This window comes from Actinomyces urogenitalis (assembly GCF_002861525.1).
GTDB lineage: Bacteria > Actinomycetota > Actinomycetes > Actinomycetales > Actinomycetaceae > Actinomyces > Actinomyces urogenitalis.
Genome location: NZ_PKHA01000004.1, coordinates 94,176 through 114,891, shown reverse-complemented (window position 1 = coordinate 114,891; position 20,716 = coordinate 94,176). Strand labels below are relative to the sequence as shown.

Genomic DNA, 20,716 nt, shown 5'->3' with positions numbered 1-20,716 from the left:
CGAGCATGCAGGGGCGCGTCCTGGAGCCGCGTGCTCGGACTCGCGGTCGCTCTGGCGCGCTCAGACTCACTCGGTGTGCTCGGCCGCACCGTCGCGCACTCTGGGACGCTCTGGCACGTCCTGGCCCGCTCCTCAGACGCTGACCGTGAGCTGGAGAGAGCTATGCGTCGACGACGGCGGTCGCTGCCTCGCGACGGGTGCGTGCGGCTGCGTTGGCCGCACGGACGATCTCGCGGGGCGAGACTGGACGCGGGTCCCGAGCGCTGCTGTCAGTCGCGGCCGCCAGGGTGGAGGGGATCTCCACCATGGAGGAGACGTCGTTAGCGACGTCCGTGACAGCCTCAACAGCCTCGGACAGGAAGCTCCGCCGGCTGGAGTCCGTCTCGAGATCGTCGTCCCGCCCTTCGCTGCGGGGCTGCTCGCCATCCTCCGTGGCCTCCTGGCCCTCCTGGCCCTCCTGGCCAGCATCGTCCGTGCCCAGCCCGCCCTGAGCAGCGCTCTCGGGCACCGGCTCGTCCTGAGCGGCGCCGTCGGACTCCAGGCCCTCCTGGCCCGCGCCGTCGGCACCCGACTCACCCAGGCCGGCGTCGTCGGCCTCCGGCTTGTTGCTGCGGGACTCGTACTGAGTAGCGTCGTCGGCACCCGGCTCACCCAGGACGGCGTCGTCGGCGACCGGCTTGTTGCTGCGGGACTCGTACTGAGTAGCGTCGTCGGCACGCGGCTGCCCCAGGCCGGCGTCGTCGGCCTCCGCGGCGGCGTCGAGCTCTGCGTGCGTGACGTCGCTGTCCTCCAGCTGCGGGTCAGACGTCCCCTGCTCAGGCGTCTCAGACGGCGCGGGATCAACCGTCTGAGCGTTCGCCCGGCGGGTCTCCTCAGCCTTGTCCTCAATCATCTGCGACAGGGACTTGTTCGACCTGGACTGAGCGTCCTGTGAGATCGACGCAGCAGCGTCGTCGGAGTTCTTCTTGACGGTGGAGAGCACCGACTCAATGGGGCTGGTCAGGTCCCTGCGGATGGCGTCCAGGTCCTCGCCCAGCGCGTCCCGCACGATCTTGCGCGGGTCGTAGTTGCGCGGGTCGAGGTCCTTGAGACTGAGGTCGCCAAGCTCTGGGCCGACCTCCTCAGCGATCTGCTCCTTGGCGTTGTCGATGAACAGCCGCAGCTGACGGACAAGCTGGGTGAGCTTGCTCGTGTACTCGGGCAGCCGCTGAGGCCCCACGACGATCACAATGACGAGCAGGAGGGCTAGGAACTCGCCGCCGGAGATGCCAAACACGATCGCCAGTATATGGAGCGCCAGGCATCCCGTGGTCATCGTCCGCCCTGAGCGTCCTGCTGCCGCAGGACAGCGACGTCGCAGCGCCTTCCTCCCCCGGGCCGAGGCCAGGGCCCACCTACCACGCGTGCCCCCGCTCCCGCCTTCCTCTCCCGGGCCAAGGCCAGGGCTGCGCGTTCCTGGCCCCCAGGGCTGCGCCTCTTCCGCCCGCCGGGCTGTGGCTCCTCCCCCGCAGACCTGTGCCTCATTTCCCGGCCCGGGCTGTGCCTCATCACCGGCCCGGTACCCAGGGGCCGCAGCTCTCCGCTGTCGCTTCCCGATTCCTACCCGCACGAGACCTCGCCCAGCCAGATGGATCGCCGCAGCAACTGGGCGGCGCGGGCAGCTCCGGCGACGCGGTCAGCTCGGGCGGGACAGGCGGGACGGGCGACGCCCAGCCGCAAGGCGGCCGAGGACCTGGAAGAATAGGGCCGTGCGCGCCCTGCCGGGGCGCAACTGACGCAGGGAAAGGACACCGATGGGTGCCGACAAGACGCTGAGCTGGTCCTACACCGAGGAGTTCGTCCTCGAGGACGAGCTGACGAACCAGGCGCGTCTGCGCGGCCTGGAGCTGGGCACCTCCCCGGTCTCGCCCGCTACGGGCGCCACGCTGCGCATGCTGGCCGCCTCGGTGGCGGCGCGCTCGGTCGCGGAGATCGGCACCGGCACGGGGACCTCCGGCCTGTGGATCCTGTCCGGTATGGGGCCCGACGGCGTCCTGACCACGATCGACGTCGAGCCTGAGCTCCAGCGTGAGGCCCGCAGGGCCTTCGACGCCGCCGGGTACGCCAGCTCGCGCACTCGGGTCATTCAAGGACGTGCCTCCGACGTCATGCCCCGTATGGCACCACGCTCGTACGACATGGTCGTCCTGGACGTCGGCCCTGAGGAGTCGGCTGCGCTGGCTGGTCAGGCGCTGCGGATGCTGCGCGTGGGAGGCGTGCTCGCTGTCACCCGCGCCCTGTGGAACGACCACGTGGCGGACCCTGCCCGGCGCGACGCGACGACGGTGGCTGCGCGAGAGCTGGGCAAGGCGCTGCGTGAGGAGGACGCGCTGCTGACGAGCCTGCTCCCGGTGGGTGACGGTCTTCTGGTCTCCGTGCGCCGAGCCTGAGCTGGACGGTGCAGCTCAAGTGACCTGCACCGTTTTGGGCTCGCGCGGACCCACTCGTGGGTGTCGCCGTGCGCGCGCGAGGCGCTAGACACTTCCGCACTCGCACGGGCCCCACGCGTACCGTGGCCAGGCCACGCGCGCACCGAGCGCGGGTGGGCGTGGTCGCGGGCATCTGCCCCTTCAACGGCCAGGCCACGCGCGCACCGAGCGCGGGCTCGCGCGGTTCCCCCGCCTCGTGGACACAGCAAAGGGCCGGGTCCTGCCGGACCCGGCCCACGGCCGAAGACTCTTCGCCTGTGATCGCGTCAGATCTTGACTGAGCTCAGAGCCTCTTGGAGCTCACGGATCTCATCGGGTGAGATCTCGACGACAAGGCGGCCACCACCCTCCAGCGGAACCCGCATGATGATGGAGCGCCCCTCCTTGACAACCTCGAGAGGACCGTCACCGGTCCTGGGCTTCATGGCAGCCATGTGCTCCCCTTTCACGTGTATACACGCGGATCCTCACCGCGTGACCCCGCTCATTCTACGACATGGGCCGTGACCTAACCTCCAAAAGGTGGCCAAGTCCACTTACGTTCGACTACTGTGCGCTCGCGATGGCTGCAGGCGGGTCAGGCGTGGTCCGCACGAGGCCCTTCCCCCGCACGCACGCGCCGAGCGGCGCCGACGACGTAGTCGACAGCCTCCTCAGCCGTGTCAGCCAGGTGGAAGAGTCCCGGGTCGGCGGACGAGATCACGCCCTCGTTCACGAGCGTGTCACTCAGCCAGTCCACCAGGCCTCCCCAGAACTCCCGCCCGACCAGCACCACCGGGAATCCCTTGACCTTGCGGGTCTGCACCAGGGTGAGGGCCTCGAAGAGCTCGTCCATGGTGCCGTAGCCGCCGGGCAGGACCACGAAGCCGTCGGAGTACTTGACGAACATGGTCTTGCGGGCGAAGAAGTACCGGAAGTTGACGCCCAGGTCCACGTAGTCGTTCATGCCCTGCTCGTGCGGGAGCTCGATGCCCAGTCCCACGGAGACGCCGCCGGCCTGGTGCGCCCCCTTGTTCGCTGCCTCCATGACGCCTGGGCCGCCTCCGGTGATGACGGCGTAGCCCGCGCGCACGATGCCGGCACCGATCTGCTCGGCGACGGCGTAGGTCGGGGAGTCCGGGGCGGTGCGGGCTGAGCCGAAGACGCTGATGGCCGGACCGAGCTCAGCCAGGGCCCCGAAGCCCTCGACGAACTCCGCCTGGATCCGCATGACCCGCCAGGGGTCCTTGTGAAGCCAGTCAGTGTCATCGCGGCTGGACAGCAGCCTGGCGTCCGTGGTCTGGGACGGGATCTGGGTGCCGCGCAGCAGCACCGGCCCCTTGCGGTAGGACTCTCTCTTGCTCATGGGTCCGATCCTGCCCCACGGGGGCCCGCTCTTCTCCCTGCCGCTCCTGAGGAACAGGAAAACACCCGGTGAACGTTCAGACAGCCATCGTCGACACAGGCCCCGGAACGACGCTGACGCGGGGCGCGCGCCTGCTCAGCCAGCGGATGGACGCTACAGGCACCCGCTACGACGGCGTTATCGTCCTGATATGAGCACGAACCTGAGGATCCTGCGCGAGGACGACCCTGAGCACGCTGAGCTGCTCGCGCAGGGCTGGGCGATCACTGACCGCTCGTGGGGCGCTCGGCTGACCCTAGATGACGACGCAGACCTGTCAGCACTGCTGCAGGCCGTCACCACCGCCGAGGACGCTGGTTACCAGGTCCGCCGTCTAGAACCGTCTGACCTCCCGGCCCTCCGGGCGCTGGACGAGCAGGTGGCCCCGGACTTCCCGTCGACGCCAGCCTCCCACCACGAGGAGCTGCCGGCGGACCTCGGAGACCGTCTCCAGTCGGGTGAGAGCCTCGGGTTCCTGGCATGGACGGAGGGGGACGGCCCGGTGGCGTACACCTGGATGGACCGGCTTTCGGACCGGTGGGAGGTCGACCGCACCGGTGTCGTTGCTGCGCACCGACGCCGGGGACTGGCGGTCGCGGTCAAGGCTGCCTCTGTTCTGACTACCTACGCCCTGGGAGCCCGCTGCTGGGGCACCGGCGGAGCGTCCGTGAACACCGGGTCACTGGCGATGAACCGCGCGCTGGGCTTTGTGCTGGAGCCGCAGTGGCACACGCTCGTGCCTCCGGGCTCTTCGAGGCGCTGACACACCGGCACTAGCGGGACGAGGCTGCCGGCTCGTGCCTCGAGCAGGTTGGGATGCTGGGGCTCCGGCACCAGAAGGACGAGGCCGCTGGTTCGTACCCCGAGCCTCTCGGGGGTGCTAGGCCGTGTCGCACCGTGCCCGGCCGGGAGGCTGACTGCTAGCCAGTCCTGGCCAAGCGGGGAGACGGTCCGAAAACGGACACGCCGAGATCACAGTGCTAGCCAGCCCTCGCCAAGCGGGGAGACGCCTCCACGACGGGCCAGTCCTCCAGGTAGGTCGGGGCCAGTTCTCACCCCTCAGGGAGACGCCTCCACGAGACCGTTGCGAGGGTTGCGCCGAAAGCCAGGCCTCACCGCACGTGGAGCTGGCGTGCCGCCTCGGTGATCGTTCCCGACAGGGAGGGATAGACGCTGAAGGCGTTCATCACCTGCTCGACCGTCATCCGGTGTGTCACAGCCAGCGTCACTGCCAGCACCTGCTCACTGGCGGCCCTGCCCACGATGACCCCACCTAGGACCTCTCCGCTTCGACGCCGGGAGAAGAGCTTGACGAATCCCTCGTTGACTCCTGACATCTTCGCACGGGGGTTGCGGGCCAGCGGAACGGTTGTGGACACGGCGTCGTAGGCCTCAGCCTCCTTCTCCCCGATACCGATCGAGGCGATCTCCGGCACCGTGAAGACCGCGTGGGCCACGGTGCCGACCTCCAGGGGAGCCACCGCGTCGCCCAGGGCGTGTCTCATGGCGATCCTGCCCTGCATCGCGGCTACCGAGGCCAACGGCAGGACTCCAGTGCAGTCACCGGCCGCGTAGACACGGTAGGCCGTGGTCCGCGAGACTCGATCAACCTTGACGTGCCCGGAGCCGGTCAGCTCGACACCCGCCTCCTCCAGGCCCAGGGAGTCAGTGGCGGGTACGGCCCCCACCGCCATAAGGCAGTGGGATCCGTAGACAACCCTGCCGTCAGCCAGCTCGACCTCGACGTACTCTCCCTCAGGCCCGGCGTCGCCATCGTCCCTCACGACGTGGGCAGCCACCGCCCGGGCACCGGAGAGCACCTGCATGCCGCGAGCGCGGAAGCGGGTGTCGACCAGGTCGGCGGCGTCGGCATCGACCGTTGGTAGGAGCCGTTCACGACTGGAGACGAGCGTGACTCGGCTCCCCAGGGCGAGGTAGGCGCCCGCGAACTCAGCCCCTGTCACGCCCGAGCCGACGACGATGAGGTGCTCGGGCAGCTCGTCAAGGTCGTACAGCTGCGTCCAGGTCAGGATGCGGCGACCATCCGGCTCGGCGCGGGGCAGGCGACGCGGCCGGGCGCCGGTGGCGACCAGGACGACGTCGGCGTGAAGGTCCTGAGAGAGACGAGCGGCATTCGGACCAGCGGGCGTCGCGCTCGTCTCAGCCTCCAGGTCCTCGTCCCCTAGGCCCTCGTCCTCCAGGTCCTCGTTCCCTAGGCCCTCGTCCTCCAGGTCCTCGTCCTCTAGACCCTCGTCCTCCAGGTCTTCGTCCTCCAGGCCCTCGTCCTGCGGGTGGTCGGTGGCAGTGGGAGCGCCGAGCCAGGGTCCCGTCACGGGATCCACGTGGACGGTGCGCGTTCCCGTCTCGTCGAGGCCTCCTAGCCGGGCGCGACCGCCGAGGACCTCGACGCCCCGGTCCGCCATGAGCGCCGCGAGGTCACGGGACTGTTCCGCGGCCAGGCGCCGTACGCGCGCGTTGAGCTCTACCGCGTCAGGCCGGCGGCACCGGCCACGCTGGTCCGGTCCGTCAGACCGGTCGAGCTCGTCGGGCCGGTCAGTCCGGTCGTGCTGGTCAGTCCGGTCATGCCGGTCGTGCTGGTCAGTCCGGTCTGGTTGGTTGGTCCGGCCACGCTGGTCCGGCTGGTCGGGACGGTGAGGCCGACTCAGCTGGCTGGGGTGGTTGACTCCGTGCGGCCCGGTCGCGGAGGCGTCCAGCGCCTCGGCCGCGGCAACGAGCGTCTTGGAGGGGACGACGTCGGTCAGCACGGCCGACCCTCCTAGCCCCCGGTCCTCGACCAGCTTGACCTGCGCCCCGAGCTGGGAGGCGACGAGCGCAGCCTCGTAGCCGGCGGGTCCGCCCCCGATGATGACGACGCGCTGGCCGCGGCGCACCGGTGAGGCGTCGTCAGGACGGACAGATGCAGCAGCGGTGCTCATCCCACCATCATGCCCGAGCCTTTAGTCCCAGGAGCCGGTTCGGCGAGTGGAGCCTCGATCTCCGTCGTCGCGCGGCACCCCGCCAGGCCCGCACACGAGGCCGAAGATCCTGTGTCTGGCACCACTCATGACAGCCGTCACGTAGTCCTCGGAAAGGTCCGTGAGAACGGTACCGTCATCTGTCATGACTGAGTCTCCTGCGGCCGCCTCCCTCTCGCTTGTCGACACTGACGCCGTCGCCGCCTGGATCAGCGAGGATCCTGACGAGACCACGCGAGAGGAGCTCACCTCCCTGCTAGCCCGTCACGAGGACGGGGACACGACGGCGACGGCGGTGCTGGCCGACGCCTTCTCCTCCACCCTGCAGTTCGGCACGGCCGGGCTGCGCGGGCGCCTGGGTGGCGGTCCGAACCGCATGAACCGCGTGGTCGTGATCCGCGCCGCCGCTGGCCTGTCGGCCTACCTGCGCGAGCAGCTCGGCGACGGCTTCACGGTGGTTATCGGCTACGACGCTCGCCACGGCTCGGAGGTCTTTGCTCGTGACACGGCCTCCGTGGTGACTGGCGCGGGCGGGCGGGCGATCCTCTTCGATCGCTCGTGCCCGACCCCTGCACTGGCCTTCGCGTTGCGAGACCTGGGCTACGACGCGGGGGTCATGGTCACCGCGTCCCACAACCCTCCGCAGGACAACGGATACAAGGTGTACCTGGGCGGTCGCGCCGTGACCGGGTCCGGCCAGGGCGCGCAGATCGTGCCGCCGTACGACGCCGAGATCGCGGCGAAGATCGCCGCCGTGGGCCCGTTGTCGGAGGTCGCGATGCCTAAGTCCGGCTGGGACACGATCGGCGAGGAGGTGCTGACTGAGTACACCCAGATTGCCGCTCGCGCCGCTCGTATGGGAGCTGCTGCACCGTTGAGGATCGTGCTGACCGCGATGCACGGCGTGGGTGGGCGCATCTGCCTCGATGCCCTCCAGCAGGCGGGCTTCGAGGACGTCCAGGTGGTGTCCGAGCAGTTCGAGCCGGACCCTGACTTCCCCACGGTGACCTTCCCCAACCCTGAGGAGCCTGGCGCGCTTGACCTGGCTCTGTCGATGGCGCGAGAGGTCGGCGCGGACCTGGTGCTGGCTAACGACCCGGACGCCGACCGCTGCTCCGCCGCGATTCCGGACGAGCACGCTCCTGGTGGGTGGCGTCAGCTCACTGGCGACGAGGTCGGCTCTGTCCTGGGCGAGCAGGCGGCTGAGCTTGCGGCCTTCGCCGGCACGGGGATCCTGGCTAACTCGATCGTCTCCTCCCGACTGCTGCGTAAGATCGCGCAGGCTCACGGCCTCGGGCACCGTAACGCGCTGACGGGCTTTAAGTGGATCAGCCGCGTGCCCGGGCTCGTCTTCGGTTACGAGGAGGCCTTGGGCTACTGCGTCGACCCTGAGCACGTGCGGGACAAGGACGGGATCTCCGCGTCTGTGCGGCTTGCGGTGCTGGTCTCTGTGCTCAAGCAGCAGGGACGCACCGTGACCGACCTGCTGGACAGGCTCGCTCGTGAGCACGGCCTGTACGCGACGAGTCCTCTGAGTGTGCGGGTCGAGGACCTGTCCTTCATCACCGACGTCATGGATCGGCTCCGGGCGGGCGGAGCACCGGCCCAGCTGGCGGGCTCCCCGGTGGTGGACGTCTTTGACCTGCTCGACGGCGCCTCGGACGGGAACGGCGGCCAGCTGCCTCCTACGAACGGCATCATCATCAAGACTGCTGCTGACGACCGAGTCGTCATTCGTCCTTCCGGCACCGAGCCGAAGCTCAAGTGCTACTGCGAGGTTGTTGTCCCGGTGGATGTTGACGAGCCTGTCGAGGTCGCCCGCCGGACGGCATCTGATCGCCTCGAGGCGATCAAGCGTGATCTGCGAGGGGTCCTGGGCCTGTCACGAGCCTGAGTGCGTGCGCCGGGCCGGCTTGAGCCGGGGCGCACCCGCCGAGCCAGCATGAGCCGGGGCGCGTCCACCGGGCCGGCTTGAGCCCAGCCGACCGGGAGCCCGCGCAGGCCCAGACCCAGACCCAGACCCAGACCACGCTAGTGCCCAGCCGAACCAACCCTGCCCGCACGTGCAGCCCCAGACCCGGCGCTATGCTCGCCGCCACGTCGAGGCCGCCCGAGGCATATATGTTGATTCGATGTAGCACGTGTCAGTAACTCGCATCAGTAACACGTGTCACTCTCGTGGTCAATATATCTACCCCGGGGCGCTCTGTCCGTCACAATAGGACCGTCGATAGCAGCCCTCTGGCGGAGGCATCCATGGCGCGCAGAGTGACATCCCAGAATGTGGCCAACAGGGCCGGAGTCTCCCGGACCACGGTGAGCCTCGTGCTCAACAACCGTGCCGACTCGATCCCCGAGGAGACTCGCCGCAGGGTACTTGAGGCAGCAGCCTCACTCGGATATGTGCCGTCGGCCGCCGGCCGAGCACTGCGCAAGGGCGGCAGTGACCTGATCCTGGTGATCCAAGCCGGCGGAGAGGCGGCCGACCTCAGCGACAGTATGTGGCAGGCCTGCGCCCAAGGCTTTCAGGAACGCGGCCTGACCACGGTCTTCTCACGGACTGCTGGCATGACAACGCCGCTACGCACCCTGCTCCAGGAGTTGCGCCCACGAGCCATCCTCTCTCTCGTCCCCCTCTCCCCCGGTGACTCCAGCCTGGTATCCGCACTCGGGATCCCGCTGGTCGCTCCCGGCAGCGACCACGAGGCATCTTTCGATGAGCTTCAGCGGGCACTTGGCGTCATGCAGGCCAGTTACCTGCTCTCTCACGGGCGCCGTCGGCTCGTCTACGCCTCGTCGGACGCGCTCCCGTCTGACGGCGCCGTTCTCCTCGAGCGCCGCAGCGCCTTCATCTCCACCGTCAGCGACAGTGACGGGGCCGTCCTCGTGGGCACGATTCACTGCGACCCGCACTCACCACGATCCGTCGAGAACCTCTGCGATCAGCTTGACGGTCTCGCACGCACTCACGCCTGTAGCTTCGACGCCGTCGCCGCCTTCAACGACGACGTCGCCGCAGCCTGCCTGCGGGCGCTAGCTCGTCTCGGCCGCCAGGTCCCGCGCGACGTCTGCGTCATCGGCGTCGGCAACCTTGCCCTCGGCCAGTATCTGAACCCAGCGCTCACGACGATCGAGCTTGACGCTCAGGGGGCCTGGACACAACAGGTCGTCGAGACTGTCATGGAAGTGATCGCAGCTCAGCAGCACACGGGAACGGATGATCACCGTCAGCCTGGCAGGGCCGATGCTCAGCGTCAGCCCGCCGGAACCTACCCCCGGCAACAGCCTGGCAGGGCCGCACCCCGTCAGCAGCCCAGCGGGTCCCACCTCCCGCAGCAGCCCGGCGGGTCCCACCTCCCGCAGCAGCCCGGCGGGTCCCACCTCCCGCAGCAGCCCGGCGGGTCCCACCTCCGTCAGCAGCCCGGCGGGTCCCACCTCCCGCAGCAGCCCGGCGGGTCCCACCTCCGTCAGCAGCCCGGCGGGTCCTACCTCCGGCAACAGCCCGGTGGAACCGGCACGCGACAGCGCTCGACCGGGCACCTCTCCTGGGCACAGTCCGCCTCGCAGCCAGCCTCGCTGCCCACCTTGCAGCCGGGCGAGGAAGAGCTCCTGGCCAGCGAGACGGATGAGGTCCGGGATCCGGTTTCAGAAAACGCCGGCATCGACGTCCTCATGCCCGGGCTGCGGGTAGTCGTACGCGAGTCCGCCTGATGCAGGTGGTGGCACGCCGGCCTATCGACCGACGCGCCACCACGCCTCATCACGCTCCCGGAGCTGTCCCGCCCGGAACTGGCGCTCACACGCCAGGTCGGTACACAGCCCCAGGTCAGCACCGAGCATTCACACCCCGGACCGGCGCGCCTCCGCCCCGGATCGGTGCTCCGTCGGGAGGCCCAGCGCCTCCGTCCTGGACCGGTATTCCAGCCGGCGGCCTAGCACCTCCGCCCGGACCGGTGCTCCACCCGGCGGCCCAGCGCACCAACGCCCCAGACCGGTGCCGGCCACTCACGCCACTGCTCGCGCTCCGACGGCGCCCCGCAAAGTCGACGCCCCGTGTGACAGCGCGTACACCACGCCTGCCAGCACCGCGATCACACCCCCGACGCTCAGTCCCATCACGACTGCCAGCGCCAGGCCACCCAGGCACGTCAGCACGCCGACCACCGCCGATCCGAGCAGCAGGGCGCGCGGCGTACGCACCCACGGCAGCATGCTCGCCGCCGGAGCCGCGATGAGCGCGATCGGCAGGATCGTGCCCACAGCGGGCACGAGCGCCCCGATCGTCAGACAGATCAGTGCGAGCATGACCGCCTCGACGGCCTTGCTGCTCGCCCCGCCGGCCCGGTACCCCACCGGGTCGAAGCACCAGAAGATGAGGTGCCTCCCGCCCGCCAGGACCACCAGCAGCGTCATGGCCAGCACCAGGACCGTCAGGACGACGTCTGTGTGCGAGACGTTGAGGAGAGAACCGGTGAGGAAGCTGTCAATCTTCAGGGGAAGCGGCGCGAACCAGGTGTTGAGCAGGTACCCCAGGGCGAAGCCGATCGCGAGGACCGCTCCGGCAGAGCTCTGGGAGGACAGCCCGGCCTGGCGTGTGAGCCAGCCCGTCATCGCGGCCATCGGCACGCACATGATGACCGCACCGATGAGCGCAGCAGTCCACACCACCTCATAGCCGGGCCGCCCCGAACCCAGCACGCGGCTGAGAGAGGTGACGACGACGACGAGACTCACCGCCCCAGGAAAGGTGGCGTGCGTGAGGGACTCCGTGAGAAAGACCTTGCGACCCACCAGGGCCAGCGCGCCGACCACGCCGGACAGGCAGCCCATCATGATCGCCTCCACAGCCGGCAGAGCCAGCAGCTCCAGGCTGACACTCATGGCGCCACCACCTTCTCCGGCCGTCCAGCCCCGTCCTGCGCGGCCTGCCTGGGCGAGTCCGTGAGCCGCCAGGGGCCGACACGCGTCAGGACCGAACGCACGGGCACTGCCGCGACAAGGAAGACAGCCATGATGAGAACCACTACCGCCTGCGGAGAGACGGGATGAGGACTCGGGGCAACCGCAGCCAGCATTCCCAGGTACGCCGAGACCACGCCGACGCCCAGAGCGATGAGCGTCATGGACCTCACGCTGCGTCCCAGCACTCTGCCCGTCGCCGCCGGCAGGATGATGTAGCCGATCGCAAGAAGGGTACCGACCGCCACCGACGAGCTGACGACGATCGCCGCAACGGACATGTTGAGCAGCAGGTCGAGGGCGAGGGGACGCAGGCCCCCGGCCCACGCACCCACCTGATCGAAGGCGAGCAGCACCTGCTCCTTCCATGTCAGTGCGACCAGGACCAGCGCGACGACGCTGACCAGCACCGCCTGCGAGAACTTCGCGTCCGTCGCGCTCAGCAGACGTCCGAACATGAGGGCCTCAAGCTGACCCGACATGTCCCCCTTGGCCAGAAGCAGCACGAGACCGACCGAGAAGAAGGTCGTCAGCACCACAGCAGTCCCCGCCTCCGAGGCCTCGCGCCGTGCCCGGTACCCGACCCAGGTGAGGACCGCCGCCGCCACGACGCCCGCAAGGCTCGCAGCAGGGACGATCCCCTCCGTGCCCAGGTAGACGGCGCCAGCCACGATTCCCGGAAAGACGGCGTGAACCAGGGCCTCGGCCTGGAACTCGGCGCAGCGTAGGTTGACCGCCACGCCCACGATCGCGCACACGACTCCCAGCACGACCAGCATCACGAGAGGGCGGAACAGGTAGGGCGCGCTAGCCAGAGTTGTCAGGCCTGGCACCCCCTGCACGAGGAGGCGCAGAGCCTCCACGAGCTCGGCGATCACCATCATGATGCCCGAGCCTCCCCACGCGCCCCCGCTGCGGCCTCCAGACCACCCGCGGCGGCAGACGGTGCTGCCGTACCGAACGCCTGGTCGATGTAGTGGGGCACCAGCACCTCCTCCCGCGGCCCGAAGGCGATCTGCCGACCCGCGAGCAAGGCGACCTGCTCACACACCTCCTCCGCGAGAAGAAGGTCGTGCGTGGAGACGATGACCGCCACACCCTCGGACTTCATGGACCGCAGCACCTCCAGCAGCGCCTGCCGGTTGGGCTGGTCCAGGCCGTTGAAAGGCTCGTCGAGAAGGACCAGACGCGGCTGAGCCGCGATGCAGCGCGCCAGCAGGACCCGCTGCCGCTGTCCGCCCGAGAGCTCCCCGAATCGACGACGGCGCACGTGCGCCAGCCCGACAGACTCCAGCGCCTCCACGCACCGCGCCCGTGTCGCCCGTCCGGGGAACCGGCCGAGGCCGAGCGCCGGGTAGGTTCCCATGAGGACGACGTCGAGCGCAGTCACCGGGAAGCTTGGGTCCAGATCGGCGGTCTGCGGCACGTAGCCGATCGAACCGCGCGGTGCGCGACCGGCGGGGGCCCCGCAGACAGTCACGCTCCCCTCCACGACTGAGACCATTCCTACCAGCGCACGCAGCAGCGTCGTCTTCCCCGAGCCGTTGGGCCCGACGAGGGCCAGGGCCTCACCGGGAGCGACGGACCCGTTGACCCCACTGAGCACCGGGGTGCTGCGGTAGGCCAGGCTCGCCTGACGGATGTCCACCGTGGGCACGAGCTGCTGAGAGGACGGGCCGCTGCCCGGTCGCGGACTCACAGCATCAGCCTGTAGGACCTGACCGTCCAGACGGGTCACTTGATCGTCTCCTTGGGCGCCCAGGAGCTCAGGTCCTGCGGCAGAGGCGCGACCGTTCCCGACCAGGCCAGAGTCAGGTTCGTGACGTTGTGGGCCACCGAGCCGATGTAGGTCTCACCGTCCGACCCAGCCGTGCCCAGCGAGTCTCCATACAGTGCCTCGTCACCGATCACCGCGCGGACGCCCGCCAGGGCCGCGACCTTCTCCACGGACTTGGGGTTGTTGGAGTTCTCCGCGAAGATCGCCGGAGCCCCGGAGGCCTTGACCTGGTCGGCAGTCTCCTGGATCTTCTGGGCAGTGGCGTCCTGCTGGGCGTTGAAGTCGCTGAGCGCGGCGCCCTCGAAGCTGACCCCGTAGTGGTCGGAGAAGTAGCCGAAGGCGTCGTGGCTGGTGAACAGCACCCGAGACGCCGAGGGCACACTGTCCAGCGACTCCTGAGCCCACTGGTCGAGCTCCGTCAGACGCTTGACGTACCCGTCGACGTGGTTGCGCAGCGTCTCAGCGCTGGCCGGTGCCGCCTTCTCCAGTGCGGCACCGATGTTGCGGACCTGGATGAGCGCGTTGGCCGGCGAGGTCCACACGTGGGGGTCGTAGCGGAACTCCGGCTCCGACTCGCCCTCCGCGGGCGGGAACGGCCAGGTAGCCACCTCAACAGCCGCCACGCCCCGGTCGACCGTGTACGGCAAGTCCTTCTCCTTGGCCTTGCGCGCGTCCATGTCATCGAGCTCGTCGGCAGTCAGGACCCCGGAGGTGACGACCATCGTGCCGTGGAACCCGGTCGCCTTGACGGCGTCGTCGAGGAAGTGCTCAAGGTCCACCCCGCTGACCAGGAACATGTCCGCCTCGGACAGGGCCTTGCTCTGAGCGGCAGTCATCTCGTGTTCGTGGGCGGAGGCGTTCGGCGCGAGCAGGCAGGTCAGGGTCAGGTGGGTGGAGGCCGACGACGGGTCCGCACCGAGCTCCTCAGTCGCACCGTCAGCACCGGTGCGGGTGAAGGCAAGCTCCTCGCCGCCAGAGGCGATCTGGGTGACGTAGTCGCAGATCTGCGTCGTCGAGGCCACCACGGAGATCGTCTCGCCGTTGGAGGCGTGCGTCCCAGCCTGCGGCGAGGAGGAGCAGGAGGCGACGGCGGGCAGGGTCAGGGCCAGGGCTCCTACGACAGTACTCACGCGCAGGAACCGAGATCGTGTTGTCATCATAGGTCCACCTTAGTTTCGGGTAACCGAAACTTCAACTGTGGCGCACGTCCCCTCGCCCACGCTGCGAGTCAGATTCCACACACGACAAGACCCCCGGATCAGGGGCCTGCCAGGCCCACGGCCAGCGGCACGAGCACGTCACGGACAAGACCCCCGGATCAGGGGCCTGCCACCTGGGCCGCCCGATCCGGGGGTCTTGCGCTACGCCGGGCTAGCGGGACATCCCGCCCAGGATCGCCTCGGTCGCCGAGACCCCCAGGCGTGAGGCGCCCGCCTCCACCATGGCCACCGCCGTGGCGGCGTCACGGATACCACCCGAGGCCTTGACGCCCAGTCGGTCACCGACCGTGGCCCGCATGAGCTCCACGGCGTGGACGCTCGCGCCACCGGCCGGGTGGAAGCCGGTCGAGGTCTTGACGAAGTCCGCGCCCGCACGCTCCGCCGCCTCGCAGACAGCCACGATCTCCTCGTCCGTCAGCGCCGCGGACTCGATGATGACCTTGAGGACCGCCTTCCCCACAGCCTCCTTGACGGCACGGATGTCCGCCTCGACGCCGTCGTAGTCATGCTCCTTGACCAGCCGGAGGTTGACGACCATGTCTACCTCGTCAGCACCCTTAGCCACCGAGTCGGCCGCCTCGGCAGCCTTGACGCTCGTGGCGTGCGCGCCCGAGGGGAAGCCACACACGGTCGCCACGTGCAGGCCCTGCGGCACCTGCACAGGCAGCTGGTTCGGAGAGACGCACACCGAGTACACGCCGAGCTCCGCCCCCTGGGCGATGAGCGCGGCCACCTGCTCGGTAGTGGCCTCGGGCTTGAGGAGGGTGTGGTCGATGATCGCGGCGATCTCAGCACGAGTGGCCATCAGGGTCCTTTCAGTCAGGTCGACGGCCAGGACACAGCCGGTCGCAACCGGGTGGCCGCCGCGCGAGTGCATGGGCCAGCCTAGGTGCCTCAGTGCCCCGCAGCCAGGAGGATGAGCTCGCGGCACACCCGGTAGCTGGCCTCAAAGCTCGGTAGCGGCAGGAACTCGGCCGAGGAGTGGAATCCGTGGGCGCCGGTGAAGACGTTCGGGGTGAAGATCCCCTGCGTCGACAGCCACGACCCGTCCGTCCCGCCGCGCATGGCCAACGGGATCGGGGGGATACCCAGGCGCTCCAGGGCCGTGTAGACGTGGGCGATCGCCTCCTCAGCCTGGGCGGTGCGAGCATCAGCGAGGTTGGCGTAGACGTCGTCGACCTCCATGACGATCCTCGCGCGCGGGTGGTCCCGGGCCACCTGACGCACGATCTCACCGAGCCGCGCCTTACGCGCCTCGTATTGCTCGCGGTCGTGGTCACGCACGGAGACCGTGAGCACACAGGTCGACTGGTTGCCACGGACGTCGTGGACCCAGGTGTATCCCTCACGCCCCTGCGTACGTTCCGGCGTCTGGGCAGGGTCCAGGAGCGCGACGACCTCGTGAGCCACGAGGATCGGGTTGACCAGCACGCCCTTGGCACTCATCGGGTGGGCGCAGACCCCTTCGACGCGGATCGTCACCGTCGCGGCGTTGAAGGTCTCCTCCACGACCTCCCCGATCTGGCAGGAGTCCAGCGTGTAGGCCCACCGGACCGGGAAACGGTCAAGGTCCAGGGTGCGTACGCCGCGCAGCCCGATCTCCTCGTCCGGGACGAAGGCGAGGTAGATGTCGCCGTGTCCCTGCTCAGAGTCATCGGCGTCACCGGTCACGCCGCGCTCACCGGTCACGCCGGGCACGCCGCGCTCACCGGTCACGCCAGGCACGCCGCGCTCACCGGGCTCACCGGGCTCACCGGGCTCACCGGCTGTACGGTCACCGGCGCCCTCGCCGCCGGGCACCCCGCTTCCGTCGCCGGCAACGCCGGACTCTCCAGCTGCACGGTCCTGGGCCAGGATCCGGGTCACCAGCTCCATGACGGTGGCCACTCCGGCCTTGTCGTCCGCACCGAGCACGCTCGTGCCGTCCGAAACCAGGATCCGCTGCCCCGCGTACTGAGCCAGCTCCGGGTGCTCGGACTGAGCGATACGCCGCTCCACGCCGTCGTCCCCGGTCCCCTGGACGAGGTCCCCGCCCTCGTAGTCGACGACCCTGGCCCGCACCGAGGGGCTCAGCCCGGCGTCGGCTGTGTCCAGGTGCGTGCAGAAGCCGATCGCAGGCACGCCCGCCTGGGTGGCCGGGACTCGCGCGGTCACGACGGCGGTGCTCGAGACGTGGACGTCGGCCGCCCCTGCGCTGCGGAGCTCCTCCGCCAGCAGCCGGGCGAGCCCCCACTGCCCCGGGCTGGAGGGGACGACGTCGCAGGCGGCGTCAGACTGGGACTCGATGGCGCTGTAGCGCAGGAAGCGCCCGGCCAGGCTGTCCTGGAGGCGGACGTCAGTCAGCGGCCTCATCACACCAGGCGGTCCAGGACAACACCGGCCTCGCGGCGAGCCACGGCCTCCTGCGCCGGCTGGGAACCGGCCTCACTGACGCAGAGGCCACCAGCCAGGGCCTCCAGCGCACGTCCGAAGCGCTCGGGCGTGGCCGTGTGCAGGGTGAGCAGCGGCTGCCCCCTGCGCACGGTGTCTCCGGGCTTGGCGTGCATCTCGACCCCGGCCACCGCCTGGACCGGGTCCTCCTTGCGGGCCCGCCCGGCCCCGAGCCGCCACGCGGCAACCCCCACGGCCAGGGCGTCCAGGCGCGTCAGCACGCCGTCGTCGGGAGCCGTGACGACCTCCGTCTCAGCAGCCACCGGCAGCGGCGCCTCCGGGTCCCCGTCCTGGCGGCGGATCATCTCACGCCAGACGTCCATGGCGCGCCCGTCCGCCAGCGCCCCACGCAGCTCGTCATGACCGACAGGTCGGCCTGCGGCGTCGAGCATCTCGCCGGCCAGCGCCACGGTGAGGTCGACGACGTCGGCCGGCCCGCCACCGGACAGCACCTCCAGGGACTCGCGGACCTCCAGGGCGTTACCCGCCGTCAGGCCCAGGGGCGTGGACATGTCGGTCAGCAGCGCGCGTGTGGTGACCCCCGCGTCCTTGCCCAGAGCCACCATGGTCTCAGCGAGCTCACGAGCCTGGTCCAGCTCCTTCATGAAGGCGCCCGAGCCGACCTTGACGTCCAGGACGAGCGCGCCGGTGCCCTCGGCGATCTTCTTGCTCATGATCGACGAGGCGATCAGCGGCACGCACGAGACGGTTCCGGTGGTGTCGCGCAGGGCGTAGAGCTTCCTGTCGGCCGGGGCCAGGCCGGATCCGGCCGCGCAGATCACGGCACCGGGCCCGGAGGAGGAGAGCATCTCCATGATCTCCTCGTTGCTCAGCGCCGCGCGCCACCCGGGGATCGACTCCAGCTTGTCCAGGGTGCCGCCGGTGTGCCCCAGCCCCCGGCCGGACAGCTGCGGCACGCTCACGCCGAAGACGGCGACGAGCGGAGCCAGCGGCAGCGTGATCTTGTCCCCCACGCCGCCGGTGGAGTGCTTGTCCGCGGTGGGACGTCCGAGCCCCGTGAAGTCCATGCGCTCGCCCGAGCGGATCATGGCCTCCGTCCAGCGAGCGATCTCCGCACGGTCCATGCCGTTGAGGTAGATCGCCATGGCCAGGGCGCTCATCTGCTCGTCGGCGACGACGCCGCGGGTGTAGGCGTCCACGACCCAGTCGATCTGGGCGCCGGTCAGGCGCTGCCTGTCGCGCTTGGCTGCGATGACGTCGACGACGTCGAAGGGCTCGACGGCGGCGGGCTGGCTCGGGTGGGCTGTCTGGCTCGGGCCGCCGGGCTGGCTCGGGCCGCCGGGCTGGCTCGGGCCGCCGGTCTGGCAGGGCTGGCTCGGGTGGGCGGGCTGGGTAGTCATGTAAGGCTCCTGGTCGCGGTCAGACGTGCAGTGTCAAGAGGGGAAGGCACCCGCAGGTGCTGGGCTCGGGCCCTGTCTGGCAGGGCTGGTGTGGCGGTGTGCCGGGGACCGGTGCGGCCGGGCCGGCGGGGATCCGGACTGATGTCCCGGGGACCGGCGCAGCGCCAGGCCTGCTCAGTGGGCGTCGGTGGGAGCGACCGCACCGTCGACCTGGGCCATGGCCTGGACCGAGAACGACCCCGGAAGGACCTCGTCGATCGTCATGCGGCCAGAAGGCATCGCCAGGATCATCTGCGGGTGGGCGTGCTCGGACAGGACCTGGCGGCAGCGCCCGCAGGGGGCGCAGGCCTCGCCTCGCCCGTCCACGCAGACCAGGGCGACCAGGCGTCCGCCACCGGTGCGCACCAGCTCAGAGACCAGACCGCACTCGGCGCACAGCGTGACTCCGTAGCCGGCGTTCTCGACGTTGCAGCCCGAGACGTAGCGTCCGTCCTCGGTCACGGCCGCCGCCCCCACGCGGAAGCGGGAGTACGGGGCGTACGCGTGCTCCATCGCCTCCACAGCCAGATCGTGCAGACGTGACCACGTGTCCTCATCGACCTCTGCGGGTGCGAAGAGACCCGGCCCGGAGTGCTCGCTCATCCCTGTCCTCCTCGGCTGCAGGCGTCCCTCGACCGCAGCGGAACACCGAAGATACACCCGCCGGGGGCTAAGCCGCGGGACCTGAGCAGAGCCCCAGGTGGGCCGCCGGCTCACACGAGCCACGCCGTCGTCCCGCCCAGGTATGACGAACGGTCCGGCCGCCTGACTCGGCAGCCGGACCGTCCAGGCCCTCGGAGCACGGTGGCGCCCCGACACCGGTCACGGGTAGGGCACGCCCTCCGCGGCAGGGGCACGCACCTTGCCGACGTAGCCTGCCACCGCCAGGATCGTCACGACGTAGGGAATCATGAGGATGAAGTTGGCCGGGATCGGTGACCCGACGACCGACAGCGTCTGCCCCACGGCGGTCGCGAAGCCGAAGAGCAACGCCGCGTACAGCGTCCCGACCGGGTTCCAGGCACCCAGGATCATGGCAGCCAGGGCGATGAAGCCGTTTCCTGCTGACATCTCCTTGGTGAAGGCCAGCCCCGAGCCCACGGTGAAGAAGGCGCCGCCCAGGCCGGCCAGCGCACCACCGAGCATGAGGTTGTTGACGCGGGTACGCATCACCTTGATCCCCACCGTGTCCGCGGCCCGGGGGTGCTCACCCACCGCGCGCATCCGCAGTCCCCAGCGAGAGTGGAAGAGCATGAAGGACAGCACGCCGACCGCCGCGTACATGAGGTAGACCAGGATCGTCTGGCGGAAGAGCACCGGCCCCACCACCGGGATCTGGGACAGCACCGGGATCGCCAGCACCGGCAGACGCGTGGGGGTGTTCAGGTTCGCGGCGTTGTCCGTGAGCACCGTGGAGAAGAAGAAGCCCGTCAGGCCGGTGACCAGCACGTTGAGCACGACGCCGACCACGATCTGGTTGACCCGGTACCTCAGGCCGAACAGCGCCAGCAGCAGGGCCACGAGGACACCGGCCAGGGGCGCGGCGCACATACCGATCCAGGGGTTCTTCGTCATCGAGGCGACGACGGCGCCCAGGAAGGCCCCTCCGAGCAGCTGCCCCTCGATCGCGATGTTGATCGTGCCCGAACGCTCCCCCACGACGCCGGACAGGCCCCCGAAGACCAGGGGGACGGACAGGGCCAGGGCCGAGGACAGGATGGTCACCAGGGGGATGACCGTCTCACGGCCCGCTCCGGCCCAGGTCAGGAAGGAGACGATGAAGGCCAGCCCCAGCAGGGCACCGGCCCAGGCCGAGCTCCTGGCTCGTGCCAGGGCTCGCCGAGTGATGACGGCTGTCGCCACGGCAGCCAGGATCACCATGACGGCGATGACGCCGCGCGCACCGAGCTCCAGGACCGGGATGGTGAAGAAGTCTGCCGAGGTCGCCAGCTGGAACCGGGTAGAGCCGTGCGAGGCCAGGGCCATGAGCAGGGACAGCACGGTGACGACGGCGCCGGTCACCGGCATCTTGAGAGCCACCGGTTCGGTGAGCTCGGCAGAGGCGGAGCCTGCGGAGGACCGCGTTGTGGTCAGGGCAGTCAT

At 69.7% G+C, this 20,716-nt stretch carries 17 protein-coding genes; 4 read left to right on the top strand and 13 right to left on the bottom strand.

What is annotated here, in order from left to right; genetic code table 11:
• Nucleotides 1–160: 160 nt before the first annotated feature.
• Nucleotides 161–1,315 carry a twin-arginine translocase TatA/TatE family subunit gene (locus CYJ26_RS05510; RefSeq protein ID WP_065425885.1) on the bottom strand — a complete coding sequence of 385 codons (1,155 nt, stop codon included), beginning with the start codon at nucleotides 1,313–1,315 and terminating at the stop codon, nucleotides 161–163.
• Between the two features lie 478 nt (nucleotides 1,316–1,793).
• Between CYJ26_RS05510 and CYJ26_RS05505 the strand changes: the two genes are divergently transcribed.
• A complete protein-coding gene (locus CYJ26_RS05505) occupies nucleotides 1,794–2,429 on the top strand; it encodes an O-methyltransferase (protein WP_024034680.1) in 636 nt (211 codons plus the stop codon).
• A gap of 305 nt (nucleotides 2,430–2,734) precedes the next feature.
• On the opposite strand, the gene CYJ26_RS05500 is transcribed toward CYJ26_RS05505, so the two are convergent.
• A complete protein-coding gene (locus CYJ26_RS05500) occupies nucleotides 2,735–2,902 on the bottom strand; it encodes a DUF3117 domain-containing protein (protein WP_006548579.1) in 168 nt (55 codons plus the stop codon).
• Between the two features lie 143 nt (nucleotides 2,903–3,045).
• Nucleotides 3,046–3,813, bottom strand: coding sequence for an LOG family protein (locus CYJ26_RS05495; protein ID WP_024034679.1), 768 nt, complete (start codon nucleotides 3,811–3,813; stop codon nucleotides 3,046–3,048).
• A 190-nt stretch (nucleotides 3,814–4,003) separates the two neighbouring features.
• Between CYJ26_RS05495 and CYJ26_RS05490 the strand changes: the two genes are divergently transcribed.
• Nucleotides 4,004–4,615, top strand: a complete 612-nt coding sequence (locus CYJ26_RS05490; protein ID WP_024034677.1) for a GNAT family N-acetyltransferase — start codon at nucleotides 4,004–4,006, stop codon at nucleotides 4,613–4,615.
• Between the two features lie 349 nt (nucleotides 4,616–4,964).
• Here CYJ26_RS05490 and CYJ26_RS05485 read toward each other — a convergent pair whose 3' ends face one another.
• A complete protein-coding gene (locus CYJ26_RS05485) occupies nucleotides 4,965–6,788 on the bottom strand; it encodes an NAD(P)H-quinone dehydrogenase (RefSeq protein ID WP_081944992.1) in 1,824 nt (607 codons plus the stop codon).
• A 184-nt stretch (nucleotides 6,789–6,972) separates the two neighbouring features.
• On the opposite strand from CYJ26_RS05485, the gene CYJ26_RS05470 reads away from it, so the two are divergent.
• Both CYJ26_RS05470 and CYJ26_RS05465 read left to right on the top strand, forming a co-directional pair.
• Nucleotides 6,973–8,721, top strand: a complete 1,749-nt coding sequence (locus CYJ26_RS05470; protein ID WP_034237030.1) for a phospho-sugar mutase — start codon at nucleotides 6,973–6,975, stop codon at nucleotides 8,719–8,721.
• 374 nt (nucleotides 8,722–9,095) lie between these two features.
• Nucleotides 9,096–10,538, top strand: a complete 1,443-nt coding sequence (locus CYJ26_RS05465; protein WP_180950855.1) for a LacI family DNA-binding transcriptional regulator — start codon at nucleotides 9,096–9,098, stop codon at nucleotides 10,536–10,538.
• A gap of 294 nt (nucleotides 10,539–10,832) precedes the next feature.
• Here CYJ26_RS05465 and CYJ26_RS05460 read toward each other — a convergent pair whose 3' ends face one another.
• The 9 genes from CYJ26_RS05460 to CYJ26_RS05415 all read right to left on the bottom strand — a co-directional run bounded on the left by CYJ26_RS05460 (nucleotide 10,833) and on the right by CYJ26_RS05415 (nucleotide 20,716).
• Nucleotides 10,833–11,708 (bottom strand): metal ABC transporter permease, encoded by an 876-nt coding sequence (locus tag CYJ26_RS05460; RefSeq protein ID WP_034237032.1) that lies wholly within the window; start codon nucleotides 11,706–11,708, stop codon nucleotides 10,833–10,835.
• Entirely contained in the window at nucleotides 11,705–12,670 is a 966-nt protein-coding gene (locus CYJ26_RS05455) for a metal ABC transporter permease (protein ID WP_024035277.1), read from the bottom strand. Before CYJ26_RS05455 ends, CYJ26_RS05460 begins: the two co-directional genes overlap by 4 nt.
• A complete protein-coding gene (locus CYJ26_RS05450; protein WP_048684319.1) occupies nucleotides 12,667–13,485 on the bottom strand; it encodes a metal ABC transporter ATP-binding protein in 819 nt (272 codons plus the stop codon). The genes CYJ26_RS05455 and CYJ26_RS05450 overlap by 4 nt, the downstream gene beginning before the upstream one ends.
• A 35-nt stretch (nucleotides 13,486–13,520) precedes the next feature.
• Nucleotides 13,521–14,723, bottom strand: a complete 1,203-nt coding sequence (locus CYJ26_RS05445) for a metal ABC transporter substrate-binding protein (RefSeq protein ID WP_024034724.1) — start codon at nucleotides 14,721–14,723, stop codon at nucleotides 13,521–13,523.
• A 211-nt stretch (nucleotides 14,724–14,934) separates the two neighbouring features.
• Nucleotides 14,935–15,588: a deoxyribose-phosphate aldolase gene (gene deoC, locus CYJ26_RS05440; protein ID WP_034237033.1), complete on the bottom strand. Its 654-nt coding sequence runs from the start codon at nucleotides 15,586–15,588 to the stop codon at nucleotides 14,935–14,937.
• 89 nt (nucleotides 15,589–15,677) lie between these two features.
• Nucleotides 15,678–17,135: a peptidase T gene (locus CYJ26_RS11035; protein WP_024035738.1), complete on the bottom strand. Its 1,458-nt coding sequence runs from the start codon at nucleotides 17,133–17,135 to the stop codon at nucleotides 15,678–15,680.
• Nucleotides 17,135–18,574 carry a thymidine phosphorylase gene (locus CYJ26_RS05425; RefSeq protein ID WP_229082995.1) on the bottom strand — a complete coding sequence of 480 codons (1,440 nt, stop codon included), beginning with the start codon at nucleotides 18,572–18,574 and terminating at the stop codon, nucleotides 17,135–17,137. The genes CYJ26_RS11035 and CYJ26_RS05425 overlap by 1 nt, the downstream gene beginning before the upstream one ends.
• 174 nt (nucleotides 18,575–18,748) lie before the next feature.
• Nucleotides 18,749–19,216: a cytidine deaminase gene (locus tag CYJ26_RS05420; protein ID WP_024034886.1), complete on the bottom strand. Its 468-nt coding sequence runs from the start codon at nucleotides 19,214–19,216 to the stop codon at nucleotides 18,749–18,751.
• A gap of 219 nt (nucleotides 19,217–19,435) precedes the next feature.
• Entirely contained in the window at nucleotides 19,436–20,716 is a 1,281-nt protein-coding gene (locus CYJ26_RS05415; RefSeq protein ID WP_024034885.1) for an ABC transporter permease, read from the bottom strand.